Origin of the sequence: Pseudomonas sp. NPDC077451, assembly GCF_044543345.1 — a bacterium.
GTDB lineage: Bacteria > Pseudomonadota > Gammaproteobacteria > Pseudomonadales > Pseudomonadaceae > Stutzerimonas.
In genome coordinates this window covers 376,194-394,196 of record NZ_JBITVX010000003.1, presented here as the reverse complement: position 1 = coordinate 394,196, position 18,003 = coordinate 376,194, and the positions used below count along the sequence as shown (strand labels likewise).

Annotated in this window: 16 protein-coding genes and 1 riboswitch; of the genes, 2 read left to right on the top strand and 14 right to left on the bottom strand. The window is 60.3% G+C overall.

Annotated elements, in window-relative coordinates; genetic code table 11:
- The first annotated feature begins 62 nt into the window (after positions 1-62).
- Positions 63-3,446, top strand: a complete 3,384-nt coding sequence (amt, locus tag ACIGHL_RS08230) for an ammonium transporter (RefSeq protein ID WP_216706823.1) — start codon at positions 63-65, stop codon at positions 3,444-3,446.
- 138 nt (positions 3,447-3,584) lie between these two features.
- Here the strand turns inward: amt and ACIGHL_RS08225 are convergent, their stop codons facing one another.
- The 13 genes from ACIGHL_RS08225 to ACIGHL_RS08165 form a co-directional block, all read right to left on the bottom strand.
- Positions 3,585-3,878 (bottom strand): hypothetical protein, encoded by a 294-nt coding sequence (locus tag ACIGHL_RS08225; protein WP_241509264.1) that lies wholly within the window; start codon positions 3,876-3,878, stop codon positions 3,585-3,587.
- Between the two features lie 202 nt (positions 3,879-4,080).
- Positions 4,081-6,294 (bottom strand): hypothetical protein, encoded by a 2,214-nt coding sequence (locus tag ACIGHL_RS08220; RefSeq protein ID WP_128121479.1) that lies wholly within the window; start codon positions 6,292-6,294, stop codon positions 4,081-4,083.
- 320 nt (positions 6,295-6,614) lie between these two features.
- Positions 6,615-7,454, bottom strand: coding sequence for an ABC transporter ATP-binding protein (locus tag ACIGHL_RS08215; RefSeq protein ID WP_128121478.1), 840 nt, complete (start codon positions 7,452-7,454; stop codon positions 6,615-6,617).
- A complete protein-coding gene (locus ACIGHL_RS08210; RefSeq protein ID WP_128121477.1) occupies positions 7,451-8,344 on the bottom strand; it encodes an ABC transporter permease in 894 nt (297 codons plus the stop codon). The genes ACIGHL_RS08215 and ACIGHL_RS08210 overlap by 4 nt, the downstream gene beginning before the upstream one ends.
- Positions 8,341-9,144, bottom strand: coding sequence for a hypothetical protein (locus ACIGHL_RS08205; RefSeq protein ID WP_128121476.1), 804 nt, complete (start codon positions 9,142-9,144; stop codon positions 8,341-8,343). The genes ACIGHL_RS08210 and ACIGHL_RS08205 overlap by 4 nt, the downstream gene beginning before the upstream one ends.
- Complete coding sequence (locus ACIGHL_RS08200; RefSeq protein WP_128121475.1) at positions 9,141-9,935, bottom strand: N-acyl homoserine lactonase family protein; 795 nt, start codon at positions 9,933-9,935, stop codon at positions 9,141-9,143. Before ACIGHL_RS08200 ends, ACIGHL_RS08205 begins: the two co-directional genes overlap by 4 nt.
- Entirely contained in the window at positions 9,932-10,576 is a 645-nt protein-coding gene (locus ACIGHL_RS08195) for a cysteine hydrolase family protein (protein ID WP_274540960.1), read from the bottom strand. The genes ACIGHL_RS08200 and ACIGHL_RS08195 overlap by 4 nt, the downstream gene beginning before the upstream one ends.
- The gene (locus ACIGHL_RS08190) at positions 10,573-11,349 is read right to left on the bottom strand and encodes a creatininase (RefSeq protein ID WP_128121474.1); all 777 of its coding nucleotides are present in this window, start codon (positions 11,347-11,349) and stop codon (positions 10,573-10,575) included. The genes ACIGHL_RS08195 and ACIGHL_RS08190 overlap by 4 nt, the downstream gene beginning before the upstream one ends.
- Positions 11,346-12,230, bottom strand: coding sequence for a DMT family transporter (locus tag ACIGHL_RS08185; protein WP_128121473.1), 885 nt, complete (start codon positions 12,228-12,230; stop codon positions 11,346-11,348). The genes ACIGHL_RS08190 and ACIGHL_RS08185 overlap by 4 nt, the downstream gene beginning before the upstream one ends.
- Positions 12,227-12,985 carry an SDR family NAD(P)-dependent oxidoreductase gene (locus tag ACIGHL_RS08180; RefSeq protein ID WP_128121472.1) on the bottom strand — a complete coding sequence of 253 codons (759 nt, stop codon included), beginning with the start codon at positions 12,983-12,985 and terminating at the stop codon, positions 12,227-12,229. Before ACIGHL_RS08180 ends, ACIGHL_RS08185 begins: the two co-directional genes overlap by 4 nt.
- A complete protein-coding gene (locus ACIGHL_RS08175; RefSeq protein WP_128121471.1) occupies positions 12,985-13,773 on the bottom strand; it encodes an SDR family NAD(P)-dependent oxidoreductase in 789 nt (262 codons plus the stop codon). The genes ACIGHL_RS08180 and ACIGHL_RS08175 overlap by 1 nt, the downstream gene beginning before the upstream one ends.
- A gap of 1 nt (position 13,774) precedes the next feature.
- Positions 13,775-14,797, bottom strand: a complete 1,023-nt coding sequence (locus ACIGHL_RS08170; protein ID WP_128121470.1) for a fatty acid desaturase family protein — start codon at positions 14,795-14,797, stop codon at positions 13,775-13,777.
- Positions 14,798-14,840: 43 nt separating this feature from the next.
- Complete coding sequence (locus ACIGHL_RS08165) at positions 14,841-15,848, bottom strand: ABC transporter substrate-binding protein (RefSeq protein WP_128121469.1); 1,008 nt, start codon at positions 15,846-15,848, stop codon at positions 14,841-14,843.
- A gap of 47 nt (positions 15,849-15,895) precedes the next feature.
- A riboswitch (guanidine-I (ykkC/yxkD leader) is annotated at positions 15,896-15,998 on the bottom strand.
- Positions 15,999-16,344: 346 nt separating this feature from the next.
- Here ACIGHL_RS08165 and ACIGHL_RS08160 point away from each other — a divergent pair.
- Positions 16,345-16,938 (top strand): hypothetical protein, encoded by a 594-nt coding sequence (locus ACIGHL_RS08160; protein WP_128121468.1) that lies wholly within the window; start codon positions 16,345-16,347, stop codon positions 16,936-16,938.
- 62 nt (positions 16,939-17,000) lie between these two features.
- Here the strand turns inward: ACIGHL_RS08160 and ACIGHL_RS08155 are convergent, their stop codons facing one another.
- Complete coding sequence (locus ACIGHL_RS08155) at positions 17,001-17,972, bottom strand: aldo/keto reductase (RefSeq protein ID WP_128121467.1); 972 nt, start codon at positions 17,970-17,972, stop codon at positions 17,001-17,003.
- Positions 17,973-18,003 lie beyond the last annotated feature (31 nt).

Here is an 18,003-nt window from a genome sequence, read left to right as displayed (position 1 = left end):
GGCCAGCGCCGCCAGGTGCTGTGCTCTCCACCGCTTCTGCGGGCACCTGCCATGGGATGCGTATGCCGAAAGACTCGATCGATATTCTCTGGGTAGTGCTGTGCGCCGGTCTGGTCTTCAACATGCAGATTGGGTTTTTGTGCCTGGAAGCTGGCCTGACGCGAAGCAAGAACGCCATCAACGTCGCGACCAAGAACCTGGCCGACCTGTGCATTGCCTTGCTGCTCTACTGGTCATTCGGTTTCGCGCTGATGTTTGGCACCAGTCAGGACGGGGTGATGGGCACGAGTCTGTTCATGCTTGAACTTGCGGCCGACGATAGCTGGCCGCTGGCTTTTTTCCTGTTCCAGGCAATGTTCTGTACGACTGCCGCCACCATCGTTTCGGGCGCGGCCGCCGAGCGTATGCGCTTCAACGCCTACCTGATCGTCGCCGCGCTGTCGGCTGGTCTGATCTATCCCTTGTTCGGCCATTGGGCATGGGGCGGCGCCTTGCGTGAAGGTCAGGGTTGGCTCGCACAGCAAGGATTTGTCGACTTTGCGGGTTCGACCGTGGTGCACGGCGTAGGCGGCTGGATCGCGCTGGCAACGGTGATGGTCATCGGCCCGCGCGCGGGCCGCTTCGATAGCAAATGGCTGCGGCAGAACATGCCGGGCTCAAACCTGCCACTGGCGATGCTCGGCGGCTTGCTGCTGCTGTTCGGCTGGTTCGGCTTCAACGGCGGCAGCACCTTGAGTTTCGATGGGCGTGTGCCGGGAATCGTCGTCAATACCGTTGTGGCAGGCATGGCTGGCATGGCGTTGGCGATGCTGTTATCGCAATGGAGGCACGGCTACGTCGAGCCCGTTGCGTTGCTCAACGGCATGCTGGCCGGGTTGGTGGCGATCACCGCGAGTGCTCATGCGGTCAGCATTGCCGACTCCCTGCTGATCGGGGCAGGCGGTGGCCTGGCGATGTGGCTGGCAGATCGGCTATTGGTGCGCTGCGCCATCGATGATGCCGTCGGCGCGGTTCCGGTTCACCTGGCGGCCGGCTTGTGGGGCACTGTGGCGGTAGCGCTGTGTGGTGACCCGCTGCTGCTCGGCACCGGCCTGAGTCGCTTCGATCAACTGATGGTTCAGTTGCAGGGCGTGCTGGTTTGCGCGGTCTGGGCGTTCGGCTTGACCTATCTGCTGTTGCGGCTGATCAATCGGTACTACCCGATGCGGGTGAATCCCGATGATGAGCGCGTGGGATTGAACGTCAGTGAGCATGGCGCACGCACCGAACTGATCGAGCTGCTCGACGCCATGGCTGAACACCAGCGTCTGGGGCAGTTCCAGCGCGAAGTGGACGTTGAGCCGTTCACCGAGGTCGGGCAGATCGCCGAGCAATACAACAAGGTGATCCGTGCCCTGCAACACGCAGTGGCGAAGACGCAGAGCATTGTGCGGGACATCCGCGACGGCATCGTCACCTATGGCCATGACGGCATTCTGACCAGCTGCAACCCCGGCGCCGAAAGACTGTTTGGTTTGCCGGCCGAGCAGATCGTCGGGCAACCCCTGCAACGTTTTGTCGTGGGCAACAGTGCGTCGCTGTTGCCGGAAGCCGGCGGCGAGTTGAAAACCGAACTGATGCTCCACGGCAAAGACGGCGAACTGTTCGCCGCAGAGCTGACCGCCAGCCAGGGAAACCGCCCGCAGGACGCCTTCGTTTGCATGGTGCGAGACATCACCGAACGCCGACAGATCGAGGAGCAGCTGTTCGCGGAGAAAATGCTCGCCCAGGTCACGCTCGCTTCCATCGGCGATGGCGTGATCACCACCGATAGAGCAGGGCGCGTGCGCTATCTCAACCCCAGCGCCGAGCGGCTGATCGGCTGGAGCCAGGCCGCCGCGCAGGGGCTGGTGCTTGACGAGGTCTACCAGCTCTTCGATGAGGCAACCGGTGCGCGGCTGCTCAATGCCGCCAGCCTAGGCCTTCGGCGCAGAAGTGACCGTCAGGATCGTACAGAGCGGGCGCCGGGCATCCTTCATCGACCTGATGGCACGCAATTGGCCGTACAGGATGCGGTTGCGCCCATCCGCGACGCCGAGGGTGCCGTCATCGGTACTGTGCTGACCTTTCGTGATGTCACGGTCACCCGCCAGCTGGCTCACAAGCTGACGTTCCAGGCCAATCACGACAACCTCACCGGGCTGGTCAATCGCTCTGCGTTCGAGCGCCAGATCGAGTCGCTGCTGCGCGAATACACAGGTGGCGAGCATGTTCTCTGCTACATGGACCTGGACCAGTTCAAGGTGGTGAACGACACCTGCGGCCATGCCGCCGGTGACGAATTGCTGCGCCAACTGGGCCAACTACTGAGAGGCCGTGTGCGGGGCAGTGATCTGCTGGCGCGCCTGGGCGGCGATGAGTTCGGCATCCTGTTCAATGAGTGTTCGTTGAATCAGGCGGTGCGGATTGCCGAAGACATACGCCACGCGGTTGACGAGTTTCGCTTCAGTTGGGAGGGCAAGAGTTTCGCGGTTGGCGCCAGCATCGGTCTGGTGGCCATCGACGAGCACGCGAAAACGCTCGGCCCCTTGCTTGGTGCTGCCGATAGTGCCTGTTATGCGGCCAAGGACGGCGGTCGCAACCGCGTGCATGTGTATCAGGCGGACGACCAACAGCTGATGGAACGCCGCGGCGAGATGCAATGGACGCACCGGCTACGGCAAGCACTGGATGGCGACCTGCTGCGTTTGTTCGTGCAGCCGATCGTGCGTGCCGCAGGCGACGACGGTTCGCAGCGCTATGAAGTGCTGGTACGCATGCAGGGCGAGGATGGCAGCATCATTCCCCCCGGCGCGTTCATGCCCGCGGCTGAACGTTACGATCTGGCACCGGCGGTGGATCGCTGGGTGGTCGGCAATTTCCTGGCATGGGTCGGCGATCTACGTCGTCGTCCCGGTGCGTCGCTGGGGCATTATTCGATCAACCTGTCGGCAACCTCGCTGGGTGAGGAAAGCTTTCTCGAATTCGTCCTGTCGGCCATCGAGCGTCACCAAATTCCCGCCAATTGCCTGTGTTTTGAAATCACCGAAACTGCGGCGATCGCCAACCTCAGCCGTGCCATGACCTTCATGAACAGCCTCAAGGCTGTGGGTTGCAGCTTCGCACTGGACGACTTCGGCTCGGGCCTGTCGTCGTTCGGGTACCTCAAAACCCTGCCGGTGGATTATCTGAAGATCGACGGCAGTTTCGTTCGGGACATTGATCGCGACCCCATCGCGCGGGCAATGGTGGCGTCGATCAACAACATCGGCCATGAAATGGGGCTGAGTACCGTGGCGGAGTTCGTTGAGTCAGCGGCCATCCTCGAGTGCCTGCAGGACATCGGCGTTGACTACGTGCAGGGTTACCACCTGGGCCGGCCGGGACCGCTCGCCGAGCTCTCCGGCGTGCGGATGATGCCGCGCTGAACGACGATGCGATCTGGACCGGTGGGGTGGGCCGGGCAACGTTCCGCTTTAGCCCACCGCAGGCTGCTCAGCGGGTACTGAAGGGGATAGCTGCACAACCCGGTCGACAGTAGGGTGGGCTTCAGCCCACCGTGGATGCTAACCCGCGATCGCTGTCAGTTTCTGGAGCTGGTCGAGATCGGTCTGCATGCCTGAGGTTTCGCGAATGCGCCCGAGGATCTCGCGTTTCAACGCGGTGAATTCGGGCGACAGCTTCATGTCTTGGTTGCGCTGCGCTGGCATCGGCACCTTATAGATAGAATCGATTCGCCCTGGCCGTGGCGCCATCAGCACCACACGGCTGCCGAGGCAGATGGCTTCTTCAACATCGTGGGTGACGAACAGAATCGTGGTTTTCTCGAGCTTGAGCACGTGACGAATCAGGTCGTGCATCACCTCACGCGTCTGGGCGTCCAGTGGAAAAGGGAACGTATTTGTTTATCGGACACTGGCCGCTTCTAGCCGATTGCTGCCGGTCGCGAAGGACTGCATTCGGCCAACAGCGGACAGTAAGGCCAATAAATAAATCTGTCCCCTTTAGTTCGAAAATCAAAGTTTCTTCCTCTTATTGGCCGCGCGGCTTGCCCTGCTGGATTTAGTTAATCCGACTAGAAGCATCCGTTATCGGAAAAGACAGCGCCTTGACCTTACCGTATAGGTCATAAAGATGAAGTGCCGACATATCCAATATAGGCTCATACATAAAAGAGTTGAGATGGATATTTTCAGGAGTCATTAAGTTTACTTGCGAGAGCACCATAATCACGTCATTGCTAGATGAAAAGCTCGATGAGAACTTGCTAAACAATTCGAATGTCTGGTTGCTGCTAATAGTAGACACGAAGGTAGCGTCATTTATTTTGGCAATCATGTACTCTTCAGCTTTAAGCCTGATGGCGATAGATAAAATCACCTTCGATTCTAGTTCAACATCGTCAGCGGCATTGGCGGCAAGCGCTTCAGCCTCATCGTAGATCAGTTGAAGAGCGCTATATGTGGAGTTTGGAAGAGACAACGCTGCTTGGTCTGAGAGCGTGGCTTTAATGGTAAACTCAAGATCCGCAACTGTAAGAGCCTGGCTATCTGATTTTATATGTAAAAGTGAGGTAAGCATCAGGTAGTGTTGGCTGGTCTTCCCGTGGCAGTACTCTGATAGATTTCGCACAAAAGGAATGCTTGCTACTAGAAAAGATGAGCTTTTGGCTAATCCCTTCTTCCAAATCACAAATGGATTATTTTGATATTTTTCTTGCACAAAGCTTAGAGCGTGCTGATCTTTTCTGGCGAAAAGTCTTCGCTCTCTAGCAATTTGGAGGCGACTGCTTATTGTTCGGTGGAAATCAAAATTATGAGTTAGGAATAGCAACCTAAAAAATGTGACCTTGGAAATTTCGTTAAAGTACTCGATGATCGCATACTTGTTTTTATAGTCGAAGGAGTCAGCGATATCGTCAACCACAAATAGGGTGGTCTGATTCGACTCTAGGCGTGCCTGTACCTCGAAAAGCACATTCAGAATATAAAGCGCCCGCTTCTCTCCCTGACTGAGAACCTGAAGCAGCTTTTCTTCCTCGACACCACAGGTTTCTTGCCCATCATGAAATTCAAAAGCGACTTTAGGGCTTTCGCCTTTTAGAATAACGTCTTGCTGATTTTGAACAATCAGCTTGAAGGGAACATAAAAGCGTTCGTTGAACTGATTAACCACGGCAGCCCATTTGGTTTTTTCTTCCTGAGCCTGTTTTGCCGTCTGCGCAATTATGTCCCTTGCGGAAGCATATGCCATGGCGAAAGAGTTTATGGCTGGTTGCACTACGTTGAAATAGCTGAACCATAGTCTCTTTCTGAAACCTTCAAAATCACCAAGCTCAGGAAGAATTTCCGGGTGGAGTGTCAAGTACCCCCTGAACTTTTTTAGCTCGGCGTTCTTTTGCAGCTGTTTATCAACCGCTTCGAATCTTGCTGACAGTTCTTTGTCGCCCAAGATACGTTGCTTTTCTGCCTGAACTAAACCCTCCAACTCCTTGGCAGATGAAACTTCAGTCCTTTCCCCTCCATTAAAAATATTAAGGGTGTGGTTGGCTTCAAAAAACCCGTTGGTTTGAAGATTTTTAGAGACATCACTGGCCCCGGCATGATTAAACTTCTTGCTGAGCAGAGGGGAGCATTCAACCAGTTCTTGATATTTAGATATATACTCTTGAAGCTGTTGATGTAGCGTTCCAGCCTTAAACGCAGCTATCGTTTTGTCGTTGAAGATTTCTATATAGGATAAATCAGCAAATTTCGCATCGCCGTCGAGCTCACCTGCCAGCTTCGCGAAAAAGTCGTACGGATTCGTAAATTTGAATACTTCTTTTATTTCTGAGGCAGGAGAGGATTTACCAGGCCAAGCTGACGCTTCCTTCAACGCTTTTAGCAAGTCTTCTTGAGTAGACTCAATATTTCTCACAGCTTCTTCGTATTCCCCTCTCAATTGGGGGTTTACTAGTAACGTCGAGGTTCCAGACCCGGAATAACGCTCCACATAGGGCTTGATAACAAAAACGGAGTCCGGGGTGATCGACGTAGTGGGTTCGGCTGTGATTGCGCGGATGGTTGTGCGTGTCGGGAAAATCAAGTCTTGGCTTTCACGTCCTTCTTGGAAGTCTAGAAATGTCCTCGCAAGTGACGTCTTCATGAAACCGTTCGGGGCATAGATTGAGAAGGCCGAGCCAGCTGGGGTTTTTTGCGACCCTTTGAATGCGAGCGTCGCATCAAGCTTTTGAATACCGTAGCAATTTTCCAATTTAATATTTAAGGCATCCATATCCATTGCTCCAAATTAAAGGCTTCCCCGTTGACGGTATCGTTCTGCCACTATCTTGTCCACATCACGCATATCACGGATGCACCCTGTAGGCATTCGGATGTTCGACGTCTTGATGATGATCGCCTCGCGATCGCAGTCATCCCCGAATGGGATAGATCCGCCATTCAGGTCAAGTGAATCGCCTCTGGTTTGGCAGACACCATTGAGCGGCAGCTATTGGCCGAAAGTGGCCGGTGGTGGCCATTTTCGGATGCCGCGTTAAGCATCAGGTCAAACCGGCCGCGCAGGTGGGGGAGTCCGCGCGGCCAGTCGATGGATTACCCGGCAATGGCCGTGAGTTTGGCCAGTTGATCGAGATCGGTCTGCATGCCTGACGTTTCCCTGATGCGCGTCAGGATCTCGCGTTTCAACGCGGTGAATTCGGGCGACAGTTTCATGTCTTGGTCGCGCTGCGCTGGCAGCGGCACCTCATAGATGGAATCGATTCGCCCTGGCCGTGGCGCCATCAGCACCACGCGGCCGCCGAGGTAGATGGCTTCTTCGACGTCGTGGGTGACGAACAGAATCGTGGTTTTCTCGAGCTTGTGCACGTGGCGGATCAGGTCGTGCATCACCTCACGCGTCTGGGCGTCCAGCGCGCCGAAGGGTTCGTCCATCAGCAATGTCGCTGGCTTGGGCATCAACGCGCGGGCGATGGCCACGCGCTGCTGCATACCGCCGGACAGCTGGCTTGGAAAGGCCTCGGCAAAGTTCGTCAGGCCCATGAGGCTGAGCAGGGCGTCGGCTCGCCCGCTAGCGGTTTCAACGTCGCCATCGCCACGCACGGTGTCCGAAATCACTTTGAGTTGGCGGCAGAACTTGATGTTTTTCATGACCGTAAGCCATGGGTAGAGGCTGTAGTGCTGAAAGACCATGGCGCGGTCGACGCCGGGGCCATCCACAGGGTTGCCGTCTAGCAGGATTTCGCCGCGGCTCAGGGTTTCCAGGCCGGCAATGATGCGCAGCAGCGTGGATTTGCCACAGCCCGACGCGCCGACGAAGGTGATGAATTCGTTTGGGCGCACATCCAGGCTGACCGATTGCAGCGCCTCGACCTCGCGCGTGTCGCTGATAAAGGTTTTGCCTACCTGCTGAATACGGATCTTGGCGTCGGTCATGCTTGTGTCCTCCACGGGAAGGCGCGGCGGGAAAGCCAGCGGAAGGCCTGGTCGGTGAGCAAGCCGATCAGCCCGATCAGCAGGATGCCGGCGAAGATCTTGTCGGTGTGCATGTAGCGCTGAGCCTTGAGAATGGCGTAGCCGAGGCCCGAATTGGCGGCAACCAGCTCGGCAACCACCAGGTAGGTCCAGGCCCAGCCGCAGGTGATGCGCAGGGTGTCGAGGATTGCCGGGCGCGCGGATGGCAAGATCACTAGCTTGACGATCTCGCTGCGGTTGGCGCCCATGGTCTGGGCGGCCTCGATCTGGGTCATCGGCACGCGGCGGACGTCTTCGGCGACCATCAACACCATCTGGAAGAAGGTACCGATAAAGATGATCAGCACCTTCGAGCCTTCGTCGATGCCCACCCACAGCATCACCAACGGTATGAAGGCCACCGCCGGCATGTAGCGGATGAAGTCGGTCAGGGGTTCGAGAAACGCCTGCACCGGGCGGTAGGTGCCGATATACAGCCCTAGCGGCAGCGCCAGTAAAGCCGAAGCGCCGAACCCGGCCATGACCCGCCAGACGCTGATGCCTATGTCGGTGAGCAGGCCTTCGCTCGACCACCAGCGGCCTAGTCGCTCCAGCACGGCGCCGGGGCTGGGCATGAACATCGGGTCTGCCAGCCCTAGCGCGGTATAGGCCCACCAGAGAATGAACGGTGAAATCAGGCCCGCTGCGGCCAGTGTCCAAACCGTGGTTTTCGGCAGATCGCCACGAATGCGCCACCAGCGGGCGCTGCGCGGCTTGGCAACGGGCGCGGGTTCTGCGCTGATCGGTTGCGCTGCGACCGCCGCGCGCGGCTCCAGGTTAGTGTTCGCGCTAAGGGACAAATGCGCCGTCATGCGACTACCTCCTGAACGAGAGCTGAAATCGGATTCGCCACGCTTACCCAGCCGAGGGCCGGCGGGAATTGACCGATGCGGGCCAGGTCCCCTTCGGGAATACCGGCGGGTTGGCTGAAATTCCAGTAGCTCGGCAGCAGGTTGTCGCCGACACGCCCCGGCAAGGTCGAATGGCTGATCATCCAGGGCGTCGCGCCGTTGCGTTGTCGGCCGAAAGAGATTTCACAGGCCAGCAGTTCGAGGCGTTTTGCCGGAGTGGCGCGGGCGAGTTGGTCGCGTAGCTGCCCACCTTCGGGGTCCAAGGGCGCAGGCCTGTCGGCAACGAACATGAAGTAATCCCCGGCAACCAGCAGGCAGGCCTGGCGCTCAGGTTCATCGGCTGACCGCAGCCACAGTCCCCAGTTGGTGCCGCTGGATTCGGGTACACGCTGCCAGACTTCGTGATAGCGGCCGTCCAGGCCATCTTCGAGCAACCGATCGGGCCCCTCGAAGCGCATGCGGCCAATGTCGGGTGAGCCGCTGGGCGGCTGGTAGTCGATCAGCCGATGCCATTGGCAAATGTCAGCTTCCACCATGGTCAAGCCGGCAAAACCGGCCTGTTCGCACAGAGCCAGCTGTTGTGCATGCGTGCACGTGGCAAGCGAGGCAGCGGTGGTGGGGGGATGGGGAATGCGCACGTCGGCGTGCAGATGGGCCGTCTGCAGCCAGTAAACATCGCTGGTTTCGTCGCGGCATCCGTCGCTGGTGGTCAACAGGCGACGGCGCCATACGCCCATGTAGGTCTCGGGAATGCTGTTCATGCGTGGTACTCCGGGAATCGTTTGAGGGTTCGCCAGAAGGCCATGTCGTGGTTCGGCCACAACTCAGCCCCGCTATCGGCGGCCAATCCCTTGAGCTTGCGGATGCTGTCCAGCGCCATGTCTTCGCGGTCCTGCCAGCAGAGACCGGGCGCTATTTCATCGGTGAGGTTTTCTTCCAGATCCGCCGCGTCTCCCGTCAGGATGACGGGCTTGCCGTGCGGCAGTTCGATCAGCAGAGACATGTGCCCAGCGGTGTGGCCGGGTGTGTTGATCGCCTGCACGCCGGGCACCAGTTGGTATTCCTCGCGCTGGAGACTCCAGCGGTTCTGGTCAACGAACGGGCCAGTGAAATCGTCGGCGAAGTAGGCATCGTCGGCTTCGTCGAGAGCGGCCGCCAGCTCGGCCTCGTGCACATGCACGTCGCAGCCGCACAGTTCGCACAGCCCGCCGGCGTGGTCGAAATGCAGGTGACTGAGAAACACCAGGTCGATGTCGGCCGGCGTCAGGCCGTTCCGGGCCAGGTGGGCCGGCAAACGCTGGTCGTCACGCATGTCCGGTGGCCCCATCGGGAACTCCAGCGGATCGAACCAGCGCGCTTTGAGTGCCGGGTCGTTGATCTTGGCGTAGTCGCAGCCGACATCGAAGAGGATGCGGCCCTGCCGGGTCTCGATCAGGAACGCCAGGATTGGCGCCTCGATCAGGGTGCCGTGGCCACGGTTGCGGGTGGAAATCGATTTGTCGTAGCGATGGGTGGCGGTCAGCAGGGGCCAGAGCTTGAGCACATCGGTCATGCGGGCATCTCCAGCAAGGCGATCAGCGCATCGCTGGTGATGACTTCGCCGAACAGTCCGCCTTCGACGCCGATCATCGACAGTGCCGCGGCATGCAGTGCCGGGTAGGCAGAGCCGCAAGCGTCAGCGACCGTGAGGCAGGCGTAGCCGAGATCCACCGCCTGGCGCAGCGTTGAGGAAACGCAGACCTCGGTGGTTACACCAGTCAGGATCAACTGACCGATCCCGCGGTTTTGCAGCAGCAGTTGCAGGTCGGTATGAGCGAAGGCGCTGTAGCCGGGCTTGTCGATCACCGGCTCGCCCGGTTCGGGCGTGAGCTCCTCGATCAGCGCATTGCCAGGTTCGCCCCGCACCAGAAGACGGCCCAACGGACCGGGGCTGCCAATTGGCGCGCCGCTGGCCTCGGCACGTCGGCGCTTGGTGTCGGGGAGGTCGCTGAGGTCGGCGCGATGGCCTTCTCGGGTGTGCACGACCAACAACCCGCATCGTCGCGCCGCCACCAGCAGCTGGCGGATAGGTTCGATGGGTGCGCGCAGGCGCTCGATGTCCAGCCCAGCCTGATCGGCATAGCCGCCCGGCGCGCAGAAGTCGCGCTGCATGTCGATCACCAGCAGCGCGGTATGCGCCAGTGCGAGGTTCACTGCAGGTTCCCCAGGTCGAACTCATGGCAGACCGCCGCAGCGATGCCGCTGACAATGTCGTCGGCCATGCGCTGTCCCTTGCCCGCTGTCGAGCCCTTGGCCGAAGACAGCACGCCTGAAGGTGGCACCCATTCAGTGCGGGGCGGATACATGTCGTACGGTGGAAAATCTGCGCAGGCATCCTCCGGGATGCGCTCCAGCGCTACCAGGCTGGGGTAGTAATGCAGCATCAGTGAGGTTTCGATGACGGCCGCGTGCTCAAGGGCAAAGCCTGGAAAGCCGTTTGGAAACACGTCAGCCAGGGTCTGCTCACGGCAGAAGTCCCAATGCTCCAGGCGCATGACCTCGAGACCGGCATCCGGGCCCAGTTCGCGCAGCGCCAATTGGATGCCTTCGCCGACGAACCACTGGTTCTCGTAATGCCCGACCACCAACACCAGTCGCCTGACGCCGTGTCGGTGGAATTCACGCACCGCGTCGCGGACCAGCGCGCTCAGCGTGGCGCCATCCAGGCTGGTGGTGCCGCAAAAGTGCTGGCCGCCGCCACACTTGGGCTGTGATTTGTAGCCGTAAGACAGGGCGGGTGCGACCAGCCCGCCGATGCGTTGCGCCACATCGGCGCAGATGGCGCTGGCGAGCAGCGCGTCGGTGCCCAGCGGCAGATGCGGCCCGTGCTGTTCGGTGGCACCGCAGGGCAGAAAGAGCACAGCGCCATCACGCACGCGGCGTTCGTATTCGACCCAACTGAGTTGATCCATGTGCACGCTGTTCATAGCGAAGGGCTCCGAATTACGGTCAGGGCCGGACGTTCCGGCCAGCTGGCGATCAGTGCGGCAAAGGTCACAAGCGCCGCGCCTAGCCATTCATGTGGGGTAATGGCCTGGCTACCGAACCAGGCGGAAGAGAGCACCGCTGCCACCAGCTCGAAGACGACCAGCACTGCCGCACGGCCGGCTTCGATATGACTGACGCCGTACTGCACCGCGGCCATGCTCAACAGCCAGCCGAGGGCCATCAACCCGATCTGCCAGCTCAGCGTGAGGCTCAGCGGTGGCGGGTAATCGCTCAGCAATGGACAGAGCACGGCGGCAATCAGAGCGCTACCGACGAAAGGCGCCAAGGTCTTGCTGGCCAGCGGCACCCGGTCGGCGGCGCGGGTAGCGAGATTGTTCAGACTGAAACCGAGGCCGGCCGCCAATGCGAGCCAGTCGTTGCCACTCAGCGGACGGATCAGCTCGCGGCTGACGCCAAGGGTCAGGGCGATGCCGAGCATGGCCACCAACAGCGCGCCGATTCGTAGCGCTGTCAGGCGTTCGCCCAACAACAGCCAGCCACCCAGCACGCCCCAGACCGGCGCCAGGTAGAACAACAGCATCACCCGCACCACATCGCCGGTGGCCAGGGCCGTGACCAGCGCAGCGGTCGCACCGCCACCGCAGATGGCGATGGCCAGTAGACCGTTGCGCTGCGCTGCCCAGGCATGACGCTCGCGCCAGAGCACCGGCAAGGCGATCAGGCTGAGCAGTCCGTAGACCAGCAACACCAACGGCATGCCGACCAGGCCAACGCTGGCGAAATGGTGCAAGGGCAACCAGCCGAGGCCCCAGGCGACGGCACCCGTGACCAGCAGGACCTGTGGCAACAGGGTCGTCATGCGCCCATCCAGGAACCGCCGTTGGGCCCAAGTATTTGCCCGGTGAAATAGCTGGCCTGTGGCGAGAGCAGAAAAACGATGGCTGCCGCAACTTCATCAGGTGTGCCGAGTCGGGCCATGGGAATGTCCAGCTCCTTGGCCATCCATTCGGCGCTCATGTTTTCTGCTGAGACCATCGCCGTGGCGATGGGGCCTGGCGCGACGGCATTTATCCGTATGCCGCTGGCGGCGAATTCACGCGCCAGCGAGCGGGTCAGGCCAATCACGCCGGCCTTGGCGGTGCAGTAGGCGGCGTAGTCGCTGCGGCCGAGAAAGCCGAGGTCTGAAGCTACATTGACGATGGCGCCGCAACCACGCGGCTGCATATGCCGCAGCGCCTGCTGTGTGCATCGATAGACACCGTGAAGATCGACATCCAGTACCCGTGCCCAGTCCTGCTCTGTGGTGTCGAGAAAGGGTTGTTCCAGAATGATGCCGGCGTTGTTCACCAGCAGGTCCAGCGGCCCTTGGGCGAGGATTTGCTCGAACATCCCGGCCACGCCCGCCGCTGAAGCGACGTCCGCTTCGACGCAACGTGCTCGGCCGCCAAGCGCATCGACCGCCGCGCACAGTTGCTCTGCCAGTTCCAGTTGGCCGAGGTGGTTGATCCAGACGCTCGCGCCCACTTGCGCCAGGCTCAGCACGGTGGCCCGACCAATCCCGGTTGCCGCGCCGGTGACCAGCGCCACTTTGCCTTCCAGTGGCTGGCGATTCATCAATGCATCACCTCGCCATGGCTGACCGATAACGCCTGCCCGGTGAGCGCCGCCGCCAGCGGCGAACCGAGAAACAAGAAGGTGCCGGATAGGTCCGCCGGGGTCAGCAGCTCCGGAATCGCCTGGGCCGCCAGCACCGCGACCAGTTCTTCGGCTTCACTGCGCCCGTTTTTCGCGGCCATGATGCGCAGCGAACGCATCGCTGCATCGGTGCCGATCCAGCCTGGGCAGACGGCATTGACGCGGATGCGCCGCGGTCCCAATTCCCAGGCCAGTGAACGGGTCAGGCCGATCACCGCATGCTTGCTGGCCGCATAGGCGGAAAAGCCCGGTACGCCTTTCAGCCCCCAGATCGAGGCCTGGTTGATCACACTGGCACCGGCACGAAGACGAGGCAGCAGCGCGCGGGTCAGTCGCTGCATGGACGACACATTGTTGTCGAGCAAATGCGTCCAGCAGGCATCAGCCTTGGCGCCAGGGTCGGTAATCGGCGTCTGGTATTCGAGACCGGCATTGTTGACCAGCACTTCGACCGAGCGGTTACGGCAGGCCAAGTCGTCAGCGAAGTGCTGCACGGCGTGCCAGTCTCCGAGTTCCAACGTGGTGGCGTGCAGCGGCCCCTCCGGTTGCAGGCTTTCGGCCAGTTCGGCCAGTGCGTCGGGGTCGCGATCGACCAGCTCCAGCGTGGCGCCGGCGTCGGCGTAGGTTTTTGCCAGCTGGCGGCCTATACCGCCAGCAGCACCGGTGAGGACGACGCAACGTCCGCGATAATCGAGCGCTTTATGCATTTCACACCGCCGTGAGGAAAGACACGCCAACTGCACCGTAGAAGCCGTCGGCCTTCTGCGGACCTTCACCGACCGAGCCATAGTCGTCATCCAGCACACGACGCAGGCGATAGCGGTGGAAGCTGCCGAGCAGGTCGCGCATCGGAATGACCTGGTTGTAGGCGCTGCCGTACAGCTCGGCATGCAGCGCGGGCAGGCGATACCAGGGCGCGACCGGTTTCTCGTGATGGGCGTTGTGGTAGGGAAAGTTGAGCAGCAGCAGATTCAGCGATGGCCAGCGTGCGGACACCACATTGCTGAAGGTATTGAGTTGCTCGTAGGCGCGGTCGCGTTGCTTGTTTTCCGGCACCTGGCCGTCCTCGAGCACAGCGAAGGCGTCATAGGTGTGCTGGTAGGCGTCGGCGAAGCGCAGCACAGTGACCATCAGCATCCAGGCCACGGCATACAGCACCAGAGCTTTCAGCGAGAACCAGCCAAGCAGCCCGAACAGCAGCGCGCGGATAAGCATGATCTGGGCGACCTTGCCGCGGCGCGCACGGTGCTTTTCGTTGCGGGTGACGAAGGGCAGCACGATCACGTAGCCGTGCATGATCAATTCGACTGCCGGCACGTAGGCCCACTCCAGCGCTACAACCAGCTTCTGGAACCACAGGGGGCGGGCCTTGAGAAAAGCCTTGCTGTCGAAGGTGATCACGTCGGCACGGTCGACGTGGTGACGCATGTGTTTCTTACGCAGGTCCTGAAAGTCGGCATAGCAGCTGCCAGCCAGCCAGCTGCAGGCATTGCCCGCCCACTGATTGTGTTTGGGCACGCTGAAAATGGTGCCGTGAGCGAACTCATGAATCAGGTAGGCGGCAATGATCATTGCGTGACCAAGCAGTAGCGTACCCAACGCATTCAACCAGCCATTGGCCGGGAACAGCATCATCAGCCCTGCGATGTAGCCGAGCAGGGCGTAGGTCATGACCAGTGTGTTCGGCAGTCGACCATCGGCATAACGGAAAAGTGGCTTGCGGGTTTTCATACGGGTCTCCTGTCGGGGCGAGCGCTACTCGCCCCGGCGCGCGTTACTTGGCGAGTGCTTCGGTGAACTGCGCGTCGTAGGTGTCGCTGAAATCCGGGACGGAGGGGATCTGGCCGTTATCCACCAGCAACTTGGCAATGATCGCGCCGCTGCCATGGAAGGAATGGGTGTCGTCGCTGGGCGCGAAGCTCTTGCTCATTTCCGCGAGCGGGATGTTGTAGGCACCGGACATCTGTTCGGAGGCTTCTTCGGCGCTGACGCCCAGCACCTCGCCAATGATGTCTGCCGACTCCTCGGGATGCGCCTGCATGTAGGCGAGCCCGTCGAGGTAACCCTGGATCATCGCCTTGATGGCGGCAGGCTTCTTGGAGATCACCGCTTCGTCGAAGACCAGCACATCGGTGATCAGGCCGGGCGCATCCTTGGAGGAATAAACGACCTTGAACTTGTCGCCGCTGCCCATGGAGAGGATCTGCGACACGTTGGGCTCGTAGGTCACGCCAACCGGCAGGTTGCCTGAGGCCATGGCACCGGGAATGCCTTCGGGCGTCATGTTGACCGGCTGGATATCCTTCTCGGTCATACCGTTCTGTTGCAGGGCGTAGGCGAGCAGGAAATCGGAGGGCGAGAGCGGGTTGTAGCCAATTTTCTTGCCTTTGAAATCGGCCACAGAGTTGATCGACGCATCCGCGACGATGGCGTCACCACCATTGGAGAAATCGATGGGCATCACCACGCGGTGCTTGAGGCCTTTGGCGACGGAGGCAACGACCTGGTCATAGGTCAGCATGCCGCCATCGAGTGCGCGGCTGAGCATGGCGGTGGGAATCAGGGCCGGGTCGTTGAAGAACTGCAACTCCACATCCAGGCCGTGAGGTTTGAACAGGTCTTTCTTGTCGGCCACGTAGAACGGCCCGTAACCAGCCCAGACGACGGTGCCGATCTTCAGTTTTTCCGCCGCCTGAACCACCAGCGGCGCGAATACGGTCGCGACGGCCAGGGTGGCGCCGAGCAGGGTCTTGTGCAGCGAAGGAAACAGCGGACCTGTCATGGTGAAACTCCTACACAGTGGAAGAACCGGCACGGGATGACATCGCGTCCTCCCGGGCTTTTATCCCGCCGTGTAGTCCCAATCCGTGGGACCGGAGAACTCTCGGACCAGCGCTCATCTGCATGAGCCGGAACCCTAGTTCGCCTGTTGTGTAGCTCCTGTGTGCCGAGCGATGTGAGCGCTGTCGCGACTCATCCCGTTCTGTGCTGGGTAGAGCAGGTTGCGTGCCAGTTCAATTTGTAGAAGCTGTTCACGTTAAATATCAATGGGATGAGAGGTTTATCTCGACAGCTTATCGCGTCAGGGCGGCAGGCAATTTGCGCTCAAATGGTGAGCAGTGCGCCGCGATGGTGCTGCCGGTCAGCGAAGTTGCTTTGCGATTTCAGGGCCTTCGCTGTCACGCCCTGCGACCGGCCTCACGGCTTGCAGCCTGGGTTAGGCAACCGGAACGTTTGGCCGGCTATGATCGAGGACCTTCGGAAATGGATGTCCACGAATGCAGAGGTTTCCGCTTTTCGGACTGTTGCTGCTTGCCTTCCTTTCGATTGGTGCCGGCGCGGTAAAGATCATCAGCTGGTTTATAGGCAGCGCGTTGGAACACCTGTCAGAGCGCGACTGGCAGCGCGTGGTGGCCTGCAGTCGCAGTCTCGCGTCCCGATGTGCATATTCGGAGCCAGTCGAAGCGCTTCTACAGGTGGAGTTTGTTTCGATCGGACAGGGCGCTGTTGCAGTGCTGGTCCTCGCCGTGGCGCTCCTTGTCAGCCACCTTGCAAGGACCTCGACTCGATCATTCCTCCTGCTGCTCGTTCTGTTGTTGGCATTTGCCCTCGCGATTCAGTTCGCTCATCTGCACTTTGCCGAGTTGGCAGACCAATTTGTCCGATCGAGCTTGGCCTCCGTTGCGCGAGACTGCCTTGAGGCCCAAGCCGGCACGTCCTGCTCTGATTACGCGGTGCGCATGCAGGGGATTCGATACGGTGCCTTGATCATCTCGAAAACGGGTATCGCGATTCTCGCAGTGTTCGCTATCACGCTAAGCGCGACACTCGCGCTCGGATTGGGTGCGAAAAGGCCCGGCGGGGCGGTTTGAAGAGGGTGGTGGCGGGACGCGCAGGCCATGCCTTGGCAGTATCGCCACCACCAGTCGGAGCGTCAGCTCGGCACCGGGGCATCTTCAGGCAGCAACTGTTTAGCCTTCAGCGCCCGCCAGAAGTCACTCGGGATCTCGGCCTCGAACTGTTGCACGTACTGTGCAGGACGCTTCGGGTTGCTGGTGCCCGGAATGGCTGACAGGACGGCGGGATGCGCGAGGCAGAACTGCAGCGCCGCAGCCCGGATATCTACATCGAACTCCTGACATACCGCTTCGATCTGCCAGGTCTTCTGGCGAATATCATCGGGCGCGGCCGCATAGTCGTAGTGCTCGCCACCGGCCAGTACACCGGAGTTGAACGGCCCGCCGACAACGATCCCGACGCCACGCTCCACGCATGTGGGAAATAGCGTATCCAGCGCTTCGCGGTGGTCGAGTAGAGAATAGCGGCCGGCCAGCAGAAACACGTCCGGGTCGGATTGCTCAAGGGCCATGCGGCAGGGTTCGACCAGGTTCACGCCAAGCCCCCAACCGCGGATCAGGCCTTCTTCACGCATCTGCGTCAGCGCTTTCGCCGCGCCCTGCATGGCCTGTTGGAAATACTCGGTCCACTGTGGGCCCCACTGGTCTTCGGACACGTCATGGATGAAGGCGACATCGATACGATTCACGCCCATACGCTCCAGGCTGTCTTCGATGGAGCGTCGTGCGCCGTCAGCGGAGTAGTCGACCACGCGCTTGTTCGGCAGCTCATCGACAAAGGGCTGGGCGTTCTCCGGCCTGCTGGTCGGCTGCAGCAAGCGGCCAACCTTGGTGCTCAGGACGAATTCATCGCGGGGCTTTTTGCTCAGCAGACGTCCGAAGCGCTGTTCGGCCAGGCCCGCGCCATAGTGCGGAGAGGTATCGTAGTAGCGGATGCCGGCATCCCAAGCGGCCTTGAGCGTAGCGTCGGCGGTGGTTTCGTCGAGCGGGGCGAACATGTTGCCCAACGGCGCGCCGCCAAAACCGAGACGTGGAAGGGTGATGCGCATGGAACCTCCTCTGATGCAAATAGAGCCGACT